The organism is Amycolatopsis marina (assembly GCF_900111885.1).
GTDB classification, from domain to species: domain Bacteria; phylum Actinomycetota; class Actinomycetes; order Mycobacteriales; family Pseudonocardiaceae; genus Amycolatopsis; species Amycolatopsis marina.
Window position 1 is genome coordinate 15,446 of sequence record NZ_FOKG01000030.1, and the last position, 19,771, is coordinate 35,216.

Genomic DNA, 19,771 nt, shown 5'->3' on the forward strand with positions numbered 1-19,771 from the left:
CGGGGTACTCCGAACTCCGCTGCGGCCTGCGGCAAACAGACGATGGTCGCGCAGCGTTAACTCGAGGTGACAGACGGCACCAGTTTGGCCGCTAGCCGGGCGGGAACGTGTGTGTAACGGTTGTCCGCCGAGCAGTTCAGCGCCACGGGCCGCGGGGGGCCATGGCCGAGCAGAAGCGGGGATGCGCCATGGGCGAAGACGTGTCGTCGGAACTGTTCAGAGCGCGTGACCGTGGTCGCTACCGGCGCAAGGTGCAACGCTGCCTCGACACCCTTGCGCGAATGCTCACCGAGGGCAGTTTCTCCTTTCCCCGCAGACACATCGGACTCGAGCTGGAACTGAACCTCGTGGACGAGTCGATGCAGCCGTCGATGTCCAACGCGATGGTGCTCGACGCGCTGGACAATCCTTCGTTCACCACGGAACTGAGTCAGCACAACCTGGAACTGAACGTGCCGCCGCGGCTACTCGCCGGGGAGTCGGCGTTGGAACTGGAGAGCGAGCTCAACGCCTACCTGGCGACCGCGGGCACGAAGGCGGCGGAGGCTGGGGCGGCGCTGGCCATGATCGGCATCCTGCCGACGCTCACGCAGGATCATTTCGACCAGAAATGGTTGACCAACAACGCGCGCTATTCGTTGCTCAACGACCAGATCTTCGCTGCCAGAGGCGAACAGACCTTGTTGTCACTGGACGGCGCTGGTCTGCCGGGACAGAAGCCCGAGCGGCTGCGCTGCTATGCCGAGTCGATCCTGCCCGAGGCCGCGTGCACCTCCGTGCAGTTGCATCTACAGGTGGAGCCGGAGGAGTTCGCCGCGCACTGGAACGCCGCGCAGTGCCTGGCCGGCATTCAGGTGGCGATCTCGGCCAACTCGCCGTTCCTCCTGGGCAAGGCGCTCTGGCAGGAAACCCGGATCCCGCTCTTTCTGCAGGCCACCGACACCCGACCCGAGGAGCTGAAGAACCAGGGGGTCCGGCCGCGAGTGTGGTTCGGCGAGCGCTGGATCACCTCGATCTTCGACCTTTTCGAGGAGAACGTCCGCTATTTTCCCGGACTGCTCCCGGAAACCGACTCGGAGGATCCGATCGAGGCACTCGACTCGGGGCAGACGCCAAAGCTCACCGAGTTGCGGCTGCACAACGGCACGGTCTGGCGATGGAACCGGCCCGTCTACGACGTGGTGGACTCCCAGCCACACCTGCGCATCGAGAACCGCGTGCTGCCCGCGGGGCCGACGGTGCTGGACGTGATGGCCAACGCCGCCTTCTTCTTCGGTGCGCAAAGGGCACTCGCCGAGGCGGAGCGTCCGATTTGGAGCCAGATGTCCTTCCAGGCCGCCGAGGAGAACCTCTACGCGGGAGCACGAGGCGGCTTCGACGCCCAGCTGTACTGGCCGGGCATCGGCTGGATTCCACCGGACGAACTGGTCCTGCGCGTGCTGCTGCCGCTGGCCCATGACGGTCTCCGCCGGTCGAAGGTGTCCGACGAGGCACGGGAGCGCTACCTCGGTGTCATCGAGCAGCGCTGCCTGGCCAAGCAGTCGGGCGCATCCTGGCAGCGGAAGTTCGTCGCCGACGCGCAGGAGGGTGGCGCCGACCGGAACTCCGCGCTGACGGCAATGCTCGCCAGCTACCTCCAGCTCTCCACGGAAGGAACCCCGGTGCACACCTGGCCCTCCGCCTGACTCGCCTGCCGAATGGTGCATGAGAAATGTGGTTAGCGAGGTCGTGGTGATCCGGGGAACTCGGTCGACGAAGTCCCGCTGTCGAGGCGGCAGGGCGTCAACCAGCAGAACTGGAAAGTCCCTGGGAGTCAGAGCCCTGGCGACTCGATCGCGGACCCGAGTTCTCAGAAAGACTCTGAACGGGTGCATGATGGAACCGGCGAGGAGGTGAGCAGTGCCCAAGATCATCGGTGGCTCGCTCGCCGAGCATCGCGAGCAGGTCCGCACGCGGGTTTTCGACGCGCTGCGCAGGCAGCTCTACGAACGCGGGTTCGAGGCCGTCACCCTGTCCGGCATCGCCGCGGAGGCCCAGGTCGGCCGGTCGGCGATGTACAACCACTTCCCGGACAAGCAGCACCTGCTCGTGGCCTTCGTCGAGGAGGAGGCGGCGCACTACGTCAGCCGGCTGCGGGCAGCCGTGGGCGCGGAGACCGACCCCGTGGCGAAGCTCGCCACCTTCGTCCGGCTGCAGCTGCGCGTCCTCGCCGAGTACCACCTGCCACCCGGTGGCTCCCTCGACGCGACACTCGACCCAGCCGCGTACCGCAGGGTGGCGGCCCACGCCGACCCGATCACCGAGCAGTTGCGGGAGATCCTCGCCGAGTGCGCACGGCAGGCTCTCCTCGCCGACGAGGACCCCGAGGTGCTGCTGGGACTGATTACCGCGGCGCTCGGGAGCAGGCAGGTCGTCGACGTCCCCGCGGAGCGGCTGGAGGCCACGATCGAGGCCGCCGTGCGGTTCGTCCTTCGCGCGATCGGAGCAATTCCGCCCTCCACCGTGAAATTAGGCTAGCCTAACAACGAGATCTGCCCTAGGCTCTTTCTGACAACGTGTCATCTCGTTCGAGGCACTATCCAGCGAGAGAGGGCGTCTCATGGCCACATCCACGGTGACCACCCCGGACATCAGGGTGGAGAGCGTCCCGTTCTCCCAGACCCTGCGCGAGTCGACAAAGCGACTGCACGACAAGGCGCACCACTCGGCATACATGGACGCGCTGCTCGGGGGCTCACTCACGCTGGAGGGATACGCCCAGCTCGCCGCGCAGTACCACCTCATTTACGAGGCACTGGAAGCCGCGTCGGACCGGATGGTCGCGGACGCCGTCGGCGCGCCCTTCGTGATCGACGAGCTGCGCCGCATGCCGGCCCTCGCCGTGGACCTCGAGTTCCTGTTCGGCCCGCGGTGGCGGTCGAAGATCGATCCGGTGCCCGCCACCCTCGAGTACGCCGAGCGAATCCGCCGCGTGACCGACGACTGGGCGGGCGGATACGTCGCCCATCACTACACGCGCTACCTCGGCGATCTGGCGGGCGGCCAGGTGGTGCGCTCCCTGCTGCAGCGCACGTACGACGTCACCGGACCGGGTGCGATGTTCTACGACTTCAGCGGCATCGACAACCCGCACGCTTTCCGCAAGCACTACCGCGCACTGCTCGACAACGCGGACTGGAACGCGACCGAACGCGCGCGCATCGTCGACGAGACGCTGGTCGCGTTCGAACTGAACATCGCGGTCCTGGGCGACCTGGCCGAGCGGATCGAGGACTTCCGCGCCTGAGTGCCTGCGGCCCGCCCGTCTCCCACCACCACCCAAACGGAGGCGCCGTGCGCCACTGTGCCCGCCCGTCTCCCACCACCACCCAAACGGAGGCGCCGCGCGCCACTGTGTCTCGTACTACACCGCGGTTGACCTCGATCTATGTCGAGGTTGCAGGGTGGGACTTGTACGGCGCTTATTTCGGGCGACCGCAGGGGAAACTTCGGCATGGCGAAACATCTCCCCGGTTCGCCCGGCTGATACGCGGCTACTAGGTTTGACTACGGCAGAGGTTCGCGTCAAAGCGCCTCGCGCGCTCAGACGCCACAGCACACGCGTCGACACGCAGATACACGAAGGAGGGCTAATGGCCCTGTACGAACTTCCGGAACTCGACTACGACTACGGCGACCTCGCCCCGCACATCTCCGGCGAGATCAACGAGCTGCACCACAGCAAGCACCACGCGACCTACGTCAAGGGCGCGAACGACACGATGGAGAAGCTGGCGGCGGCGCGGGACGCTGGTGACTTCGGCAACATCGTCGGCCTGGAGACCACGCTGGCCTTCAACCTGGCCGGGCACGCCAACCACGTCGTGTGGTGGAAGATCCTCTCGCCCAACGGTGGCGACAAGCCGACCGGCGAGCTGGCGGCCGCGATCGACGAGAGCTTCGGCTCCTTCGACAAGTTCAAGGCCCAGTTCACCGCCGTGTGCACCACGATCCAGGGCAACGGCTGGGGCGCCCTGTCCTGGGACCCGATCGGCAAGACGCTGATCACCCAGCAGCTGCGCGACCATCACAACAACCTGATCCTGCCGACGCAGCCGATCCTGCTGGTGGACGTCTGGGAGCACGCGTTCTACCTGGACTACAAGAACGTCAAGCCGGACTACGTCAAGGCACTGTGGAACGTCTTCAACTGGGACGAGATCAGCAAGCGCTTCGAGAACGCCAAGGCGGGCGGCAACGGCCTGCTGCTTTCCTGAGCCGTCGAACGTCGCCGTAGCGAGAACGGGGCCCACCTCCGAAATTCGGAGGAGGGCCCCTTTTTCATGGGTCGGGTTGACCTCGAGTTCGCATGAGGTAGCAAGCTGGTGTCATGAACATCGCCGCCTACCTCGCCAGGATCGACGTCCAGCGCCCTGCCGCGGCGAACCTCGACGCCTTGCGCACACTGCAGGCCGCCCACCTGGCCACCGTTCCGTTCGAGAACCTGAGCGTGCACCTCGGCGAACCGATCGCGCTGGATCCCGCCGCACTGGAGGACAAAGTCGTCCGCCGCCGCCGCGGCGGCTTCTGTTACGAGCTCAACGGTCTTTTCGCGGTCCTGTTGCGCGAACTCGGCTTCCGGGTCACCCTGCTCGCCGCTCGGGCCTATCTGCCGAGCGACCAGCTCGGGCCACCGTTCGACCACCTCGCGCTGCGCGTGGATCTCGACGAACCGTGGCTCGTGGATGTCGGGTTCGGCGCGTTCTCGCAGTTTCCGCTGCGTCTGTTCGCGCCGGATCCACAGGCCGATCCCGATGGGGAGTTCCTCCTGCTCGACCAGCCGGACGGTGAAGTGCAGGTGTGCCGGGACGGCAAACCCGCCTACCTGCTGGAACTCAGGGCGCGCGAACTGGCCGACTTCACGCCCACCTGCTGGTGGCAGTCAACGTCGCCGGACTCGAACTTCACCAAGGGCCTGACCTGTTCACTGCGAACGGACACCGGCAGAATCACCCTCTCCGGCGATCGGCTGATCGAGACTGTCGATGGTGAACGTCGCGAGCGGATACTGCCGGAACCGGAGATTCTGGACATCTACCGCAAGCATTTCGGCATCGAACTGGAGCGGGTACCGTCCCTGGCGGCCGGCAGCTGAACGTCGCGGCGCACAGCGCATGAACGAGGCCCCGCCTCCGGGGTTTCCCGGCTGCGGGGCCTCGTCCGTTCCCGAACTGACTGCCGCTCCCACCACGAAGCGGACAACTATGAGGTTAGCCTAACCTCATAGTTGTCGCAAGGGTGTCCGGGATAGCGACCGTGACTCACCCGTTCGGCCCAGTCCGAACGGCGCACTTTCCCGGGAAAGTGCCGTTCAGTGCCGTTCCCGCCCAGGAACGCCGCGCACTTTCCCGGGAAAGTGCGCGGCCCGGCAGGTGGTCAGCGGCGGGTGAGGATGCGGAACTGGCCGCGGGAGGGCCGGGGCAGGGTGACCCCGCCACGGCGGATGAGCACGATCGCGCAGACCACGGCCGCGAGCGCGGACATCGCGCCGCCGACATAGAACGGGGCGCGTCCGCCGAACGTGTCGGCAAGCCAGCCGGTCATCGGGCCGCCGACCGGGTTACCGCCGATCAGCACCAGCACGTACAGCCCCATGACCCGGCCGCGCATCTCCGGGCTGACCGCCGTCTGGACGAGCGCGTTCGCGGTGTTCAGGAAGGTGATCGTCGCGAAGCCGAGCGGGATGAGCGCCAGCCCGAAGGTCAGGTACGTGGGCATGAACGCGGTCGCGAACTCCAGCGCACCCAGCAGGAACGCCGAGATCAGCAGCAGGCGCACCCGTGGCCCCCCACGCGACCCCCTGCGGGCGGACATCAGCGCCCCGGTGAAGGTACCGACGGCGAGCAGCGTGGACAGCATCCCGTAGCCGTCGGCCTCGGTCCCGAAGACGTTGCCGGCGACGATCGCCAGTGAGGTGAAGAAGGTGATCCCGAAGGTGCTGACGAAGAACACCAGCACCATCAGGGTGATCAGGTCCGAGCGGTTGCGCACGTAGCGCAGGCCCTCGCGCAGCTGCCCCTTCGCCCGGCCGACGCCGGTGCTGCTGCGGAAGAGCTTGTCCGGGTCCATCATCGCCAGTCCCGTGAGCACCGCGACGGTGCTCACGGCGTTGGCCAGGAACAGCCAGCCGGTGCCGACCCAGGTGATCGCGAACCCGGCGATGGCGGGACCGATGATCCGGGCCATGTTGAAGATCGACGAGTTGAGCGCGACCGCACTGGCGACCTGGTCCCGCCCCACCATCTCCGCGGTGAACGACTGTCTCGTCGGCACCTCGAGCGCGGAGAGGCAGCCGAGCGCGAAGCACAACACGTAGACCTGCCACAGCGTGACCAGCCCCGTGACGTCGAGCAGGCCCAGCACCAGCGCCTGCGTCGCCACACCGAGCTGGATGCCGATCAGCAGCTTGCGCTTGTCCACCCGGTCGGCCAGCACGCCCGCCCAGAGCGAGAGCAGCAGGGTCGGCGTGAACTGGAGTGCGATCGCGATGCCGAGCGCGAGCGGATCATTGCCACTGAGGGTGAACACCAGCCAGTCCTGCGCGATGCGCTGCATCCAGGTGCCGATGTTGGACACGATCTGCCCGGAGAAGAACAGCCGGTAGTTGCGCAGGCGCAACGAGTGGAACATCGCCCAGCGGGGCCGGGGCGCGGCTGCAGCCGACGGCGAGTTCCGGGCAGGGGGAAGCGGGGGTGCCGTCGACCGGATAGTGCTCGATCGTGCTGTTCGCGCAGCGTCGCTACCCGTGGTCCTCGGCATCCCTGGTTACTGCCCCCTTGTTACTGGTTCCCCTGCTCTGCCATGCGGTCGATGATCTCGGCCGCGCGGGAGAGAATCTCCCGCTCCTCGTCGCCTAGTTCGGCCAGTCGTTCGTCGAGCCAGGCCTCACGTGCGGAGATCGTGGCGTGCACGTACTCCAGTCCGCGCTCGGAGAGCGCGACGATCGCCTGCCTGCCGTCGGTGGGATGCGGGGTCCGCTCGACGTAACCCAGCTCCTCCAGCGCGGCGATGACCCTGGTCATCGACGGCGGCTGTACCCCCTCCTTGGTGGCGAGCTGCCCCGGGGTGAGCGCGCCGCACTTGTGCAGCGTCGACATCGCCGACACCTGGGTCAACGACACGTCCTGGCCCGTCCGCTGCGCACGCAGCCTGCGGTTGAGCCGCACCACGGACAATCGGAGCCGGCCCGCCAGCGAACGTTCATGTGCACATTCGGACATATAGTTAGCATACCTCACGAACTTTGTCTCCTCTGGGTGAACCTTGCCACCGCCGCCACGTGAACCCGTTTGCGCCCTCGTGCGGACAACGGGGTGACAGCCAGTTCGCCACGGGATCGCGCCGGAAACCCCGACACGAGCCCGACGATCAACAGGAGATGCTCCACAATGGACCAGAAGCAGCCGAGTCGGAACGTGAACGATGGCACCGATGTCGACAGCCGGAGGCGGTTCGGCAAGCGCGCCCGGCTCGGGCTCGGGGGCGCGATCGGCATCGCGGCCGCAGCGGCGGCCGTCGCCGTCGTCGCCCCGTTCGGCGGCCAAGCTCCGAGCGCAGCGGCATCGGCCGCCGAAATCCTGCACAGCGCGGCGGAAACGGCACGAGCACTGCCCGACGTCGAACCCCGCCCCGACCAGTTCGTATACACCAAAGCCGCCATGGGCAAGGACGACTACGAATCCTGGATGTCAGTCGACGGCACCCACGACAGCCTGATCGTGCGCAACGGTGAAACCACCATACCGGGCTGCAAGAACGGCAACCGAGCCGTCGTTGACGCCAACGCGAACGAACAGGCCCCGAACAAGAAGCTTACCGAGCCCTGCGAGCCCAACCCCGCGATCGACACCAGCCTGCCCGCCGACGCCGACGTCATCTTCTCCCAGATCGACAAGCAGTACGGCGACGACGTCAACGCCTCGGCCAAGGAAATCCTTTACCTCATCGACCAGTCCCACACCCGCTCCGACGTCCGAGCCGCGATCTTCGAGGCCGCGAGCAACATCGAAGGACTCACGGTGGTCGAAAACGCGACAGACGCCGCAGGACGCACCGGCGTCGGCATCTCCTGGTCCAGCGAAGGCACCGGCGGACTGCTGATCTTCGACGCCGACAACCACACCTACCTCGGCTCCGAAGACACAGCCGTACTCGACACCGCCCTCGTCGACAAGATCGGCCAGCGCCCCTGATCCGGCACCACCGCTGACACACTCGGGGCCACTCTGCCCGCGCCGAACGCGGACAGGGTGGCCCCGGCGGCGAGCGACTCGTGAACTCGATTCCGCCTTCGTGCGGATAACCGATGACACATCACTCGCCACGGAAGGTGGTACATGCCAACCAAAGACGGCACCGCTGACAGCCCGGTCGACGGCAGCGATGCCGAGGCGATCGCCGCCTCGGCGACCGACCCGGACGCATTCGCGGTCCTCTTCGACCGGCACAGCCCGCACATCCATCGCTATCTCGCCCGCAGACTCGGGCGGCAGGTGGCCGACGACCTGCTGGCCGAGACCTTCCTCACCGCGTTCCGCAAGCGCGCCGGGTACGACCTCAGCCGCCCGGACGCCCGCCCCTGGCTGTACGGCATCGCCACGAACCTCGTCAGCGGCCATCGCAGAGCCGAGCAGCGCGAGTACCGGCTGCGCAGCATGACAGCCGTCCAGTCCGACGTCGACTGCCATGCGGACAGGGTCGCCGCTCAGGTCACCGCGCAGGCCATGACCCGGTTGTTGGCCACGGCGATGGCCGAACTCAGTGACGGTGACCGTGACGTGCTGGTGCTCATCGCCTGGGAAGGACTGGCCTACGACGAGGTCGCCAGCTCTCTCGACATCCCCGTCGGGACCGTCCGGTCCCGCCTGAACCGCGCCCGCCGCAAGGTCCGGCTCGTACTGGACACCCCCGAGACGAACCCGACGACCCGACAGGAGACGACGCAGCATGGATGAAATGCAGCTGATCCGGGACATGAACGATCACCACGAACTGCCCTCCGCGGAAGAACTGGCCCCTGCACGGGCACAGCTGCTCGCAGCGGCGGCAGCCGAACGCGCACAGGGACAGCCCGCGGTTCACCGGATCAGGCGGTTCGGTTCTCGGGCCCGGCTCGGACTCGGCGGCGCGATCGGTATCGCCGCCGCGGTCGCGGCGGTCACCGTCCTCGCCCCCTTCAACGGGCAGGCACCGGACGCCCATGCCGAGGCTGTGCGAGTCCTGCAGAACGCAGCAGACGCGGCACGGGCACTACCCGACACCGAACCCCGGCCCGACCAGTTCGTCTACACCAAAGCCGCCATGGGCAAGGACGACTACGAATCCTGGATGTCAGTCGACGGCACCCACGACAGCCTCATCGCACGCAACGGCGAAACCCTCATTCCGGGCTGCAAAAACGGCAACCGAGCCGTGACCGACGCCAACACCAGCCGACAGAACCCCGGCGAGAAGATCAGCGAGCCCTGCGCACCGGATCCCGCGGTCGACACGAGCCTGCCCGCCGATGCAGACGCGATCTTCCACCGGATCGACACGGCGTACGGCGACGATGTGAACGCGATGGCCAAGGAGGTCCTCCACCTCATCGACAAGTCCCACACCCGCTCCGAAGTGCGGGCCGCGATCTTCGAAGCCGCCACCAGAATTCCCGGACTCACCATGGTGGAGAACGCCACAGACGCCGCGGGACGCACTGGCACCGGCATCACCTGGACCACTGAGGGTGGCGGATCGGAGATGCTGATCTTCGATGCCGACAACCACGTCTACCTCGGCTCCGAAGACACCGCCGTACTAGACATCGCTCTCGTCGACGAGATCGGCCAGCGCCCCTAGTGTCGGGTGATTCTGCTCGTCTTACGTCTGCTGGGGCTCAGGCGGCGCCTCGCGGTGTTGTCGTCGGCCCGGATACAACAGCGGTATCCGGGCCTCCTGCACGCGACCGGCACCGAGGTTGAATCGGGCACGGCAGTGAGCGTGGTGCAGCCCGCCGGGCGAGTGAGGCGAAAACACCGCCTTGCGACGCACCACCTGATTCCCCAGCAGCCCGCAAGGAACAGAATCACCCGACACTAGCCGAGCGCGGCCTCGATCGGGCCGACCGCGAAGTACGCCACGAAGGCCACCGCGACCACCCACATCAGCGGGTGCACGCCGCGGGCCTTGCCGGTGGCCGCCCTGATCAGGACGTAGCTGACGAACCCGGCGCCGATGCCGTTGGCGATCGAGTACGTGAACGGCATCACGACGATGGTCAGGAACGCGGGGAGCGCGATGGCGAAGTCGCTGAAGTCGATCTCGGTGATCTGCCGGATCATCATCGCCCCGACCACGACAAGTGCGGGCGCCGCGGCCTCCACCGGCACGATCTCGTACAGCGGGGTGAAGAACATCGCCGCGATGAACAGCAGTCCCGTGACCACGTTCGCCAGCCCGGTCCGGGCGCCCTCGGCGATGCCCGCGGCCGACTCGATGTAGACCGTGTTCGAACTCGACGAGGCCGCACCACCGGCGACCGCGCCGACACCGTCGACGAACAACGCCTTGCCGACGCCGGGCAGTTCGCCCTTCTTCCCGATCAGCCCGGCCTCCTTGCCCAGACCGGTCATCGTGCCGATCGTGTCGAAGAAGTCGGTCAGGACCAGGGTGAACACCAGCAGAGCCGCGGTGATCGCGGGGACCTGCACCCACGCGTCGAAGGACACCTGGCCGAGCAGCGAAAGATCGGGCAGACCGGCCAGGTCGTCCGGCAGGGCGGGATAGCCGAGGTTCCAGCCCTTGGGGTTGACCCCGGCCGCAGGACCGGCGTTGACGATGGCCTCCACGACGATCGACAGCACCGTGGCCGCCAGCACGCCGATCAGGATCGCGCCCTTGACGTTCTTCGCGACGAGGATGCCCATGATCACCAGCCCGACGACGAAGACGGCCGTCGGCCAGGAGGCGATGTTCCCGTCGATCCCCAGTCCCACCGGCACCGTGGTCCCTGCCGCGTCCGGAAGGCGGCGCACGAACCCGGCGTCCACCAGGCCGATCAGGGCGATGAACAGTCCGATTCCCACCGCGATCGCGGACTTCAGGTACGACGGCACGGCGTTGAAGACCATCGTGCGGACGCCGGTGACCACCAGCAGCAACACGATCAGGCCGTTGACGACGACCAGTCCCATGGCCGCCGACCAGCTCATCTGAGGCGCGATGGTGACCGCGACGAGTGAGTTGACACCGAGGCCGGCCGCCAGCGCGAACGGGTAGTTGGCCACGAGTCCGAACAGGATGGTCATCACGCCCGCCACGAGCGCGGTCACGGCCGCGACCTGGTTCACCGGCAGGATGGCGCCGAACGCATCCGTTTTCGCGCCGGTGTCTTCGGCGGAAAAGCTCCCGAGGATCAACGGGTTGAGCACGATGATGTAGGCCATCGTCACGAACGTGACGACCCCGCCGCGAACCTCTCTGCTCGTGCTCGAGCCGCGTTCACTGATCTTGAAGAACCGGTCGAGTCGGGTCCGCGTGCTCTGCTCGGCCATGTCACCTGCCTCCGTGTCATCACAGTTCAACCGCGCAGGGGTAGCCTCCCTGACGTGGGCAGACCGATCAACGACAGGGGCGTTTTGGGACGGTTTCGTCCCCCGCCCGAGCTACCGAAGTCGCTGCTCGACCTGTGGCCCGTCGTGGTCACGGGGACGGCGCTGTGGTTCGTGGCGTTCGTCGCGCTGCTCGTGACCGGTATCACCGGCCTGTGGCTTTGGACCACGCTCGCGGGCGGGGCGCTCGGACTCCTCGGACTCGCGGTGATGCGCTGGCAGCGCTCGGCCGCGCAACGCGGTTCCCGGGGCGCCCAGCGCGGCCTCTGACCCTGCCCCCGGTGGGTCAGGCGAGCAGAGTGGCCGTGTCCGGCTCGTCGAGCAGGGCCACGATCAGCAGCCGGTCGGCCCAGCGGCCCGCCGCCCACGCGAAGGCCCTGCCGAGACCCGCCGAACTGTCCTCGGCGTGCATCCGGTCATCGACCCACCACGACACCCCGTGCGACTCGCCGGACAGCGACACGGAGAGTTGTTCGTGCATCTCCACTCCCCCTTCGGGCAGTGGCAGGTCCAGCAGGTCGGCCAGCACCCGGACGGCGTCGAGTTCGTCCCACCGCACGTACTCGCCTGCCTCCTCGACGGTCGCCCGAGTCCGCTCGCTGGCCAGCGGCAGGTCGAGCAGGTCCGCGAGCCGGGCATCGAACGCGGGCCCGGCGACGACGGTGTCCGCGGGCCACACGGCGAGCAGCCAGGGCGCGTCCAGCACCACCGCGTCCGCCGCGTCGGCGACCGAGCCTGCGAGGGTACGGACCCTGGGCGGCGGGTCGAGTTCGTCCACGGCCACATCGGCGGCGATGAGCGCAGCGTGAGCGCGCCACGCCAGGCCCTGCCGCACGTCCCTGCCCGGATCGCCGAGGCGGTCGAGCAGGTCGGCCGCATCCTCCGCGTCGGTGACCGCCAGGGCGGAACGGACACCGGCCGCGCGCAGGACGTCCTCGCGGATCCCGAGATCCGGCACCGGTTCGTAGAGCCCGGTCAACGCCACAGCCGACGGCAGCCGCCACTCCAGGGGAGCCTGCCCGGCCAGTGCCGCGTACCTGGCGAGCCACCATCCGGTGTGTCCCCGCGGTTCGGTCAGTGCGCGCCAGGTCTCCGGCTGCTGCGCCAGCAGCCGGAGCGTGGCCGGCCACGCGTCCTCAGCGACCAGATCGAGGTCCCGGACCGCCAGCACCCTGGCGGGCGGATCCGCTTCCGACTCCCACCAGTCCTGCTCGTCCGGAAGGTCGTGATCCGGTTCCACGGGCTCGTCGTCCGCCACGACGACGAAGGAACCGAGCACTCCGACCGACTCCAGCACCGAAGCGGGCCAGCGCAGCGCGAACTCGGCGTCGAGCACGTCCAGGGGCCCATCCTCGCCGAGAGCCTGGGCATCGAGCACGTCCAGCAGATCCGCGTCCGGCAGCACGAGTTCGTCGGCGCGGCGCCAGCCGGACCTGGCAGGCAGCGCCAGGGCGCCGAGGTGCTTCGTCCCGGCAAATGCACAGTCGGACAGGATTCCCAGCACCGTATCCGCGAGGGCCATGGTGTCCATACCGGACCGGGCATCCTCGACACTGCGTTGCACGGCGTCGCGCAACTCCGGCGCCTCCAGCAGGTCGGTGATACCCGCCCTGGTGGCACCGAGTCGTTCGAGCAGCGGATGCGCAACTTCGGGATGCGTCAGCCGCAGGCCCACGACATCCACGGTGGACAGCTTTTCGGCGAGTCCGCTGTCGGCTTCGAGCAGCAGGGCTCCGCGAGGACCGGGCAGCACCCGTCCGTCCAGGAGCGGGACCGGCAGCGCACCGAGGTCGTCGGCGGACAACTGCCTGGCATCGAGCGCGGACAGCAGCGCGTCGTACAACTCCCGCCACCAGAACAGCGGCCGGTCGATACCGCTGATCGCCTCGACCAGCTCGGCCGACGTGAGTGCGCTGGCCCCGACGGATGACAACGTCCTGCCCACTCCCGGCCCGCACAGGGGCGCGGCGACGAGATCGGGCACGATCCCGGCAAGCAGGCCCACGAGGGCGCCCGAGTCGACACTCAACACCCGCGCCCTGCCCGCCGCGATCTCCGCCACCTCGTCGGCCGGTGGCAACCACGGGCGAGTCCGCAACGCGTCCAGGACGAGTTCCCGAAGTTGTTCGTCCACTTCGGATCGTGGAAAGCCGGTTCGTGGAACGAGCAGGACCCGGGCGGCGGGCCCGACCCTGCGTACCAGTTCCGGGTACGCCTGCGCGGCCTGTCGCAGCACAGCGGTCACCGCGGCACCGGGCAGGACCCTGCGCCTGGAGGGTTCCATCGCGACGTTCGCGAACAACCGCGCGGGCAGGGAGAGCCGCTCGTCCGTCGGTGTCGGCGTGTGCAGCACGTCGCCGTCGAGCGGCGTGGGCAGCCCTTCGGCGTCGACCGGAAGGGCCCAGATGCCACCCTCGCCTGCGATCGGCTGGGTCAGCCAACGACGTACGGCGCCTGTGGGGTCCGTGATCTCGACCGTCCCGGACGCGGGCTGGTGTCGTCGCCAGACGGCGCCCGCGACCTCGATACGGGCAAGCCATGGCAGCGCGAGCAGGAGATCGGGAGCCTCTTCGGCGAAACCGGCGAGCAGGCTCGATTCATCCACACCGGACCCGAGTGGCAACCGCACCTCGGTGTCGTAGCCCTCGGCGGGCGGCGGTTCGTCTGCCCGCAGTGGCCAGGGCAGCCGCAGCACGGGGACCTCGCCACCCTCGTCCGCACCGGGTACCCCCGCATCGACCGCGGCCGTTCCCGTACGGGTGGTGGAGAACAGCACGCCGCCCGTGCGGGAGACGATCCTCGGCTCCGTGGAAACGGTGAGGACCGCGGCGAAGCCGACGCCGAAACGGCCGACGGTGTCGCCCTGCTTGCCCGAGGCACGCAGCGAGGACAGCGCGGCGACGCCGACGGCGTCGAGGGGCGAGCCGGTGTTGGCCACCCACAGTTCACCATCTACAACGGACACCCGCAGGCTGCCGGACTCCCCGGCTGCCGACGCGGCATCCGCGGCGTTCTGGGCGAGTTCGACGAACAGCCGGTCGCGATAACCACCGACCTTGAGGTCGTGCTCGGCGTTGGTGTCCTCGGTGAACCTGGTCGGCGACTCCCGCCAGGCCCGCAGCACCCCGGCCCGCAGTCCAGCGGCCCCGAAGGGATCGCTCGCGGCCCCTTCAGTCCCCGACGGACTCACCGGCGCTCGACCGCTCGGTCGCCGCGGCGGTTTCCCCGGTGGGCTCCATGTCCAGCAGCGAGTCGTCGTAGACGAGTTCGGCCACCGGCACCGAAGGAGCGGTCTCCACCTCGACCTCGGAGTGGGCGCCGCAGCCGTACTCCACGTGCACGACGTGTCCGTCGGCGGGCGAGATGTCGTTGGCGCAGGCACCGAAGGCCGCACGGAGGGACCCGGCGATCGCGAGGAAGAATCCGCAGGTGCCACAGGGCGCGGGGGCGCCGCGGGCCATGTCGGAGCGAGGCCCGAACTCGCTGCCGCGCCATCGGGAGGCGGCCTCCAGCCTGCCGTAGCGAGACAGCACCCGCACCCGGCCGAGGCCGACCTCGTGTGCGGCCTCCTCCACCTGCGGGTCGTCGGAGGCGAGGTACGCGGGCACGAGCCGGGGATCGTCCCGTTCGGTCGGGAAGAGGTCGCCCACGCCGAGGTCGCCCGCCTGCACCCGGCGCTCCCACGGCACCCAATGCGGCGCGACGATCGCTTCCGGACCGGGCTGCAGCACGACCTCGCTCACGGTGACCGGAGCTTCCTCGTCAGCGGTGGCGACGGTGACGGACCAGCGCCAGCCGCGGTAGCCGGGCACCGTGGCCTCGAACAGGTGACTGACCGAGACGGCGTCCTCGTGCTGCACGTCCACGTGCGCGCCGACCTGCTCGGCACCCGCTTCGAGCACCGCGGCCGCACGTGCGACCTCGATCGCGCCGGTCAGTTTCTCGCGGATCGCGCCGTCGTCGAGAGTGAGCAGGAGCGTCATAAGGCCCCATTGTGCAGCACGTTGCGGGGGAAGGCGGGGTCAGGCTCGCAGCCACCCGCACGCGCGTGGCAGACGAACCAACGACCGTGCGTCACACGCGCTCTGCGCGGAACCCTGTGTCACGCTGAACGTGTGCGCATCATCTCCGTCCTGCTCGCGGTCGCCGCGGTGGCCACGGGGTGCGCGGGCACACCGGCGCAGGAGGAAACGGCGCCGGTCGAGCAGCTGCGGGTACGGGTCGAAGCGGAGTTGCCCCACGACACGAAGGCCTTCACCCAGGGGCTGGAACTGCGGGACGGAACCCTCTACGAGGGGACCGGGCTGGTCGGCCGCTCCAGCCTGCGCGCCGGACCGCCCGGCGAGCGGCCCGAACTCACCGCGGAACTGCCGAGCCCTTTGTTCGGCGAGGGAATCACGGTTGTCGACGACCGGATCTGGCAGCTGACCTGGCAGAACGGACTCGCGATCGAGTGGGATCGCGAGCGGCTCACAGAACGACGCAGGGTGCCCTACCAGGGTGAGGGCTGGGGGCTGTGCCACCAGCCGGGGTCCGGCAGGCTGGTGATGAGCGACGGATCGGCCCGGCTGACCTTCCGCGACCCGCGGACCTTCGCCGAACTCGGCTCGGTGACGGTGCGCGCGGACGGCCGGGAGTACGGTCAGCTCAACGAGCTGGAATGCGTCGGTGACGAGGTCTACGCCAACGTGTGGCACTCCGATCGCATCCTCCGGATCGACCCTGCCGACGGTTCGGTGACCGCGGAGATCGACGCGTCCGGACTGCTCACCGCGGACGAGCGGGACTCGGCCGACGTGCTCAACGGCATCGCCGCGGTTCCCGGGAGTGATCAGTTCCTGCTGACCGGGAAGCTGTGGCCGAAGATGTTCCGCGTGACACTGGTCCCGGCGGACGGGAGGGTTATTCACAAGTGAGTTGGCGGGGCCCGCCCCGGAGAGCGCCCCCGCTGTGGCATGCTTTTGGGCCGCAGTAGGGGCGGGTCGCGACGACTCACTGCTGGTGAGGTGCATGCATGACCGAAGTCGATCGTGAATAACCCGACCTATGGGTAAGACACCGGGTAACGGGCGCGGCATGCTGGGGATACGGCAGGATTGAGGCCATGACGCGTTCCGGTTCGCAGCCCGAACCAGACGGCAGGCGTTTCGGCCGTCTGGGAAAGCGCCGTGCCGGTCGCAAGGGCAAGCGCAAGTGGACCCCGGAGCCGGGCGGCGCTGCCCGGCCCGCCGCGCCGAGGGAGACCCGGCTCTACGAGTCCCCGGGCGGGGATCCGCCTCGCCCGCCCTACCGCGAGCCGTACCGGCCGGCAACGCCGGCACCCCCGCCGCCGTCAGGCCGGTCCTTCCCGACCGCCGACGACGCGGCGACCGGGGCGGTTCCGCCACCGCCCGGAACCCGCAGGGGAGCGCGCCCCTACCCGCCGCCGGAGCCGGACCAGTGGCGGACGCAGCACGTTCGGCGGGACTACGGCGCCCCACCGCCACCACCGCAGCCTGCACCGCCTGGCGAGCACGGCCGGTACGAGCGGTACGACACCGGTGGATACGCCCGCGGTCAGCCCAGGGGCCACGGACCGGAGCCGGACCGTGAGCAGCACCGAGATGCGGAGAACGGCTTCGAGGCCCCGCCGCCGCAGGACACCGGCCCCCGGCTGCCGAAGAAGATCACCGTCACCCGGGTCGCCGCGCTGCGCGGGCGGCAACTGACCGGGCAGGCCGTGGACGCCTTCCACCGTGCGACCAAGGCGGACGGTGCCGACAAGTCCGGGCTGACCTCGCTCAGCTACTCGGTGATGCTGAACTACGCCAGCGACGCGGCCATGGCCATCGCGCTGGCGAACACCCTGTTCTTCGCCGCCAGCAGCGGCGAGAGCCGGGGCAGGGTCGCGTTGTACCTGCTGATCACGATCGCGCCTTTCGCGCTCGTGGCCCCGGTGATCGGCCCCGCGCTCGACCGGATCCAGCGCGGGCGGCGGCTGGCGATGTCCGTCGCCGCGGCAGGGCAGGCACTGATGTGCGTGATCATGGCGCTGCATTTCAACGACTGGGGGCTGTATCCGGCCGCACTCGGGAAGATGGTGCTGTCCCGGTCGTTCATGGTGCTGAAGGCCGCGGTGACACCACGAGTGCTGCCGCCGGAGATCACCCTGTCCAAAACCAACGCCCGGCTGACCGTGTTCGGCCTCGCGGCGGGCGGCGTGTTCGGCGCCATCGCCGCGGGAGTGAACTGGGCCTTGGGCTCCTCGGGCGCGCTGTGGTTCGCGGGCGCGATCGCGGTGGCAGGCGCGATGCAGGCGATGCGGATTCCCTCCTGGGTCGAGGTGACCGAGGGTGAGGTCCCGGCGTCGCTGTCGTCACGTAACGAGCACAAGAAACGTCAGCCGATGGGCCGGCATGTCGTGGTCGCGTTGTGGGCCAACGGGAGCACCCGGCTGCTGACCGGCTTCCTGATGATGTTCGCCGCGTTCGCGGTGAAGGCGCAGACGGAGGATGGTGGGCAGAGTCCGTTCATCCAACTGCTGCTGCTCGGGATCATCGGGGCAGCGGCGGGTGTGGGTGGCTTCCTGGGCAACGCCATCGGATCCCGGTTGCACCTCGGCAGACCCGATCAGGTGGTTATCGGCTGCGTGGCGGCCGCCCTCGGGTCCACCGTGCTGGCCGCACTGCTGTCCGGGCTGGCCACGGCCGCCGTGGTGGGGCTGGTCGGGGCGTCCGCCAGTGCGCTGGCGAAGATCAGCCTGGACGCGGTGATCCAGCAGGACCTTCCCGACGAGTCACGCGCTTCGGCATTCGGCCGGTCGGAGACTGTGCTGCAGATGTCCTGGTGCTTCGGTGGCGCGATCGGCCTGCTGCTGCCACCCACCTACTGGATCGGCTTCCTGGTGGTATCGGTGCTGCTCGCGACGGGGCTCGCGCAGACCTGGCTGGTGCGCAAGGGCAGCTCGCTGATCCCCGGTCTCGGCGGGGACCGTCCACTTCGTCCCGACCCGGTGGGCTCCGGCCCCGCACGACGGACCCCGGGTCCCGCGCCGAGGGAGCCGCAGGAGTCCTGGGAACCGCAGGACCAGCGAGGTGCGCCCAGGGGACCGGCTCCGTCCCGGTTCAAGGCGGGCTCGTAGGCTTCGACCATGCGATCCCGTCTCGCCGTCCTGGTCTCCTGCGCCGCACTGACACTGGTCGGCTGCTCCGCACCCGACGGCGGCCCCGAGGTCACGTTCTTCGCCGACGGCGAGGCGGTCGAGTCCGGCCCGTTGGTCCACTGCGACGTGCTGATCCGCAGGTGCGAGCAGGGTGGTGACCCGGCCAAGCTGAGGGCACGGGCCGGGCGGCCCGTGCAGATCTCGGTTCCCAGCGAGGTCAGCGACGCTCCATGGGTGGTCAACGTCCAGTACGCGGACGCGAACGGCGAACCGCGGCCCGTCAAGCAGGAGTTCTTCTCCCCCGGCACGCGCCATGCCTACACGGCGACCGGCGACGCGCCCGGTGATCAGCTGCTCGTCGTCGAGGTGCAGCAGCTCGGCGCCGCCTACGCGGCGGACGAGGACGTCAACCCGCTGCTCGACGCGGCGGGAAACCCCCAGCTCGTCGCCCGAGCCGTCTGGTCCCTGCAGCTGATCCCCGGCGCCTGAGGGGCCGCAGGCGCGCCGACCCGGATCAGGGGTCGAGGTCGCGCGCCACGGCCCGCATCACCTCGGCGATGCGCTTGATGTTCTTGCGGTCCGGGTAGCGGCCACGGCGAAGATCGGGCTGCACCTTCATCTCGAGCAGCTTGATCATGTCCTCGATGAGCCCGTGCAACTCCTCGGCCGGACGCCTGCGCGCCTCGGCGACCGACGGCGGCGGATCCAGCAGCCGGACGGACAACGCCTGCGGCCCGCGACGACCGTCGGCGACACCGAACTCCAGGCGCTGGCCCGCCTTGAGGCCTTCCACGCCCTGCGGTAGTGCGGCCTTACGGATGTAGACGTCTTCCCCACCCTCCTGGGTGACGAAGCCGAACCCCTTCTCCGCGTCGTACCACTTGACCTTGCCGGTCGGCACTGCCCTCACCGTTCCTTCACTCTGCAGCCGAGTCTGCATGACCACACGGCCATGCACGACGAACGCGCCCCAGGGCGTACCCAGGACGCGCGTCCACCAAGC

Annotated in this window: 18 protein-coding genes; 12 read left to right on the forward strand and 6 right to left on the reverse strand. The window is 68.8% G+C overall.

Annotated elements, in window-relative coordinates; all coding sequences use genetic code 11:
* Positions 1 to 188 precede the first annotated feature (188 nt).
* The 5 genes from BM199_RS30225 (at position 189) to BM199_RS30245 (ending at position 5,134) form a co-directional block, all read left to right on the forward strand.
* Positions 189 to 1,685, forward strand: coding sequence for a glutamate-cysteine ligase family protein (locus BM199_RS30225; RefSeq protein ID WP_091678908.1), 1,497 nt, complete (start codon positions 189 to 191; stop codon positions 1,683 to 1,685).
* Positions 1,686 to 1,899: 214 nt separating this feature from the next.
* Positions 1,900 to 2,517, forward strand: coding sequence for a TetR/AcrR family transcriptional regulator (locus tag BM199_RS30230; RefSeq protein ID WP_091678911.1), 618 nt, complete (start codon positions 1,900 to 1,902; stop codon positions 2,515 to 2,517).
* An 82-nt stretch (positions 2,518 to 2,599) separates the two neighbouring features.
* Positions 2,600 to 3,286, forward strand: a complete 687-nt coding sequence (locus BM199_RS30235; protein ID WP_091678914.1) for a biliverdin-producing heme oxygenase — start codon at positions 2,600 to 2,602, stop codon at positions 3,284 to 3,286.
* A 346-nt stretch (positions 3,287 to 3,632) separates the two neighbouring features.
* The gene (locus BM199_RS30240; RefSeq protein WP_091678916.1) at positions 3,633 to 4,256 is read left to right on the forward strand and encodes a superoxide dismutase; all 624 of its coding nucleotides are present in this window, start codon (positions 3,633 to 3,635) and stop codon (positions 4,254 to 4,256) included.
* Positions 4,257 to 4,369: 113 nt separating this feature from the next.
* On the forward strand, positions 4,370 to 5,134 hold the full coding sequence (locus BM199_RS30245) for an arylamine N-acetyltransferase family protein (protein ID WP_091678919.1): 765 nt from the start codon (positions 4,370 to 4,372) through the stop codon (positions 5,132 to 5,134).
* Between the two features lie 281 nt (positions 5,135 to 5,415).
* Here the strand turns inward: BM199_RS30245 and BM199_RS30250 are convergent, their stop codons facing one another.
* Together BM199_RS30250 and BM199_RS30255 are read right to left on the reverse strand one after the other, a co-directional pair.
* Complete coding sequence (locus BM199_RS30250) at positions 5,416 to 6,669, reverse strand: MFS transporter (RefSeq protein WP_091678921.1); 1,254 nt, start codon at positions 6,667 to 6,669, stop codon at positions 5,416 to 5,418.
* A 149-nt stretch (positions 6,670 to 6,818) separates the two neighbouring features.
* The gene (locus BM199_RS30255; RefSeq protein ID WP_091678925.1) at positions 6,819 to 7,259 is read right to left on the reverse strand and encodes a MarR family winged helix-turn-helix transcriptional regulator; all 441 of its coding nucleotides are present in this window, start codon (positions 7,257 to 7,259) and stop codon (positions 6,819 to 6,821) included.
* 168 nt (positions 7,260 to 7,427) lie between these two features.
* Between BM199_RS30255 and BM199_RS30260 the strand changes: the two genes are divergently transcribed.
* From BM199_RS30260 to BM199_RS30270, 3 genes are all read left to right on the forward strand, one after another.
* Entirely contained in the window at positions 7,428 to 8,231 is an 804-nt protein-coding gene (locus BM199_RS30260) for a CU044_5270 family protein (RefSeq protein ID WP_091678928.1), read from the forward strand.
* Between the two features lie 144 nt (positions 8,232 to 8,375).
* Positions 8,376 to 8,993 (forward strand): RNA polymerase sigma factor, encoded by a 618-nt coding sequence (locus BM199_RS30265; protein WP_091678930.1) that lies wholly within the window; start codon positions 8,376 to 8,378, stop codon positions 8,991 to 8,993.
* Positions 8,986 to 9,876, forward strand: a complete 891-nt coding sequence (locus BM199_RS30270; protein WP_143101957.1) for a CU044_5270 family protein — start codon at positions 8,986 to 8,988, stop codon at positions 9,874 to 9,876. Before BM199_RS30265 ends, BM199_RS30270 begins: the two co-directional genes overlap by 8 nt.
* A 236-nt stretch (positions 9,877 to 10,112) precedes the next feature.
* Here the strand turns inward: BM199_RS30270 and BM199_RS30280 are convergent, their stop codons facing one another.
* On the reverse strand, positions 10,113 to 11,570 hold the full coding sequence (locus BM199_RS30280; protein WP_091678938.1) for an NCS2 family permease: 1,458 nt from the start codon (positions 11,568 to 11,570) through the stop codon (positions 10,113 to 10,115).
* Positions 11,571 to 11,624: 54 nt separating this feature from the next.
* Between BM199_RS30280 and BM199_RS30285 the strand changes: the two genes are divergently transcribed.
* Positions 11,625 to 11,897, forward strand: coding sequence for a DUF2530 domain-containing protein (locus BM199_RS30285; RefSeq protein WP_091678941.1), 273 nt, complete (start codon positions 11,625 to 11,627; stop codon positions 11,895 to 11,897).
* 16 nt (positions 11,898 to 11,913) lie between these two features.
* Here BM199_RS30285 and BM199_RS30290 read toward each other — a convergent pair whose 3' ends face one another.
* Positions 11,914 to 14,817 carry a sacsin N-terminal ATP-binding-like domain-containing protein gene (locus tag BM199_RS30290; protein ID WP_091678944.1) on the reverse strand — a complete coding sequence of 968 codons (2,904 nt, stop codon included), beginning with the start codon at positions 14,815 to 14,817 and terminating at the stop codon, positions 11,914 to 11,916.
* A complete protein-coding gene (locus BM199_RS30295; protein ID WP_091678946.1) occupies positions 14,798 to 15,610 on the reverse strand; it encodes a DUF3027 domain-containing protein in 813 nt (270 codons plus the stop codon). The genes BM199_RS30290 and BM199_RS30295 overlap by 20 nt, the downstream gene beginning before the upstream one ends.
* 138 nt (positions 15,611 to 15,748) lie before the next feature.
* Between BM199_RS30295 and BM199_RS30300 the strand changes: the two genes are divergently transcribed.
* From BM199_RS30300 to BM199_RS30310, 3 genes are all read left to right on the forward strand, one after another.
* Positions 15,749 to 16,543: a glutaminyl-peptide cyclotransferase gene (locus tag BM199_RS30300; RefSeq protein WP_091679035.1), complete on the forward strand. Its 795-nt coding sequence runs from the start codon at positions 15,749 to 15,751 to the stop codon at positions 16,541 to 16,543.
* Between the two features lie 188 nt (positions 16,544 to 16,731).
* The gene (locus tag BM199_RS30305; protein ID WP_091678949.1) at positions 16,732 to 18,747 is read left to right on the forward strand and encodes an MFS transporter; all 2,016 of its coding nucleotides are present in this window, start codon (positions 16,732 to 16,734) and stop codon (positions 18,745 to 18,747) included.
* A gap of 9 nt (positions 18,748 to 18,756) precedes the next feature.
* Positions 18,757 to 19,257, forward strand: a complete 501-nt coding sequence (locus BM199_RS30310) for a DUF2771 family protein (RefSeq protein WP_091678951.1) — start codon at positions 18,757 to 18,759, stop codon at positions 19,255 to 19,257.
* 25 nt (positions 19,258 to 19,282) lie between these two features.
* On the opposite strand, the gene BM199_RS30315 is transcribed toward BM199_RS30310, so the two are convergent.
* The gene (locus BM199_RS30315; RefSeq protein ID WP_091678954.1) at positions 19,283 to 19,669 is read right to left on the reverse strand and encodes a cold-shock protein; all 387 of its coding nucleotides are present in this window, start codon (positions 19,667 to 19,669) and stop codon (positions 19,283 to 19,285) included.
* Positions 19,670 to 19,771: the final 102 nt, after the last annotated feature.

What these genes read in the sequence shown, in the direction of transcription:
- BM199_RS30225 (WP_091678908.1), top strand. Translation starts at nt 189, where the DNA reads ATGGGCGAAGACGTGTCGTCGGAACTGTTCAGAGCGCGTGACCGTGGT.
- BM199_RS30235 (WP_091678914.1), top strand. Translation starts at nt 2,600, where the DNA reads ATGGCCACATCCACGGTGACCACCCCGGACATCAGGGTGGAGAGCGTC.
- BM199_RS30240 (WP_091678916.1), top strand. Translation starts at nt 3,633, where the DNA reads ATGGCCCTGTACGAACTTCCGGAACTCGACTACGACTACGGCGACCTC.
- BM199_RS30245 (WP_091678919.1), top strand. Translation starts at nt 4,370, where the DNA reads ATGAACATCGCCGCCTACCTCGCCAGGATCGACGTCCAGCGCCCTGCC.
- BM199_RS30250 (WP_091678921.1), bottom strand. Translation starts at nt 6,669, where the DNA reads ATGTTCCACTCGTTGCGCCTGCGCAACTACCGGCTGTTCTTCTCCGGG.
- BM199_RS30255 (WP_091678925.1), bottom strand. Translation starts at nt 7,259, where the DNA reads ATGTCCGAATGTGCACATGAACGTTCGCTGGCGGGCCGGCTCCGATTG.
- BM199_RS30260 (WP_091678928.1), top strand. Translation starts at nt 7,428, where the DNA reads ATGGACCAGAAGCAGCCGAGTCGGAACGTGAACGATGGCACCGATGTC.
- BM199_RS30265 (WP_091678930.1), top strand. Translation starts at nt 8,376, where the DNA reads ATGCCAACCAAAGACGGCACCGCTGACAGCCCGGTCGACGGCAGCGAT.
- BM199_RS30270 (WP_143101957.1), top strand. Translation starts at nt 8,986, where the DNA reads ATGGATGAAATGCAGCTGATCCGGGACATGAACGATCACCACGAACTG.
- BM199_RS30280 (WP_091678938.1), bottom strand. Translation starts at nt 11,570, where the DNA reads ATGGCCGAGCAGAGCACGCGGACCCGACTCGACCGGTTCTTCAAGATC.
- BM199_RS30295 (WP_091678946.1), bottom strand. Translation starts at nt 15,610, where the DNA reads ATGACGCTCCTGCTCACTCTCGACGACGGCGCGATCCGCGAGAAACTG.
- BM199_RS30305 (WP_091678949.1), top strand. Translation starts at nt 16,732, where the DNA reads ATGACGCGTTCCGGTTCGCAGCCCGAACCAGACGGCAGGCGTTTCGGC.
- BM199_RS30310 (WP_091678951.1), top strand. Translation starts at nt 18,757, where the DNA reads ATGCGATCCCGTCTCGCCGTCCTGGTCTCCTGCGCCGCACTGACACTG.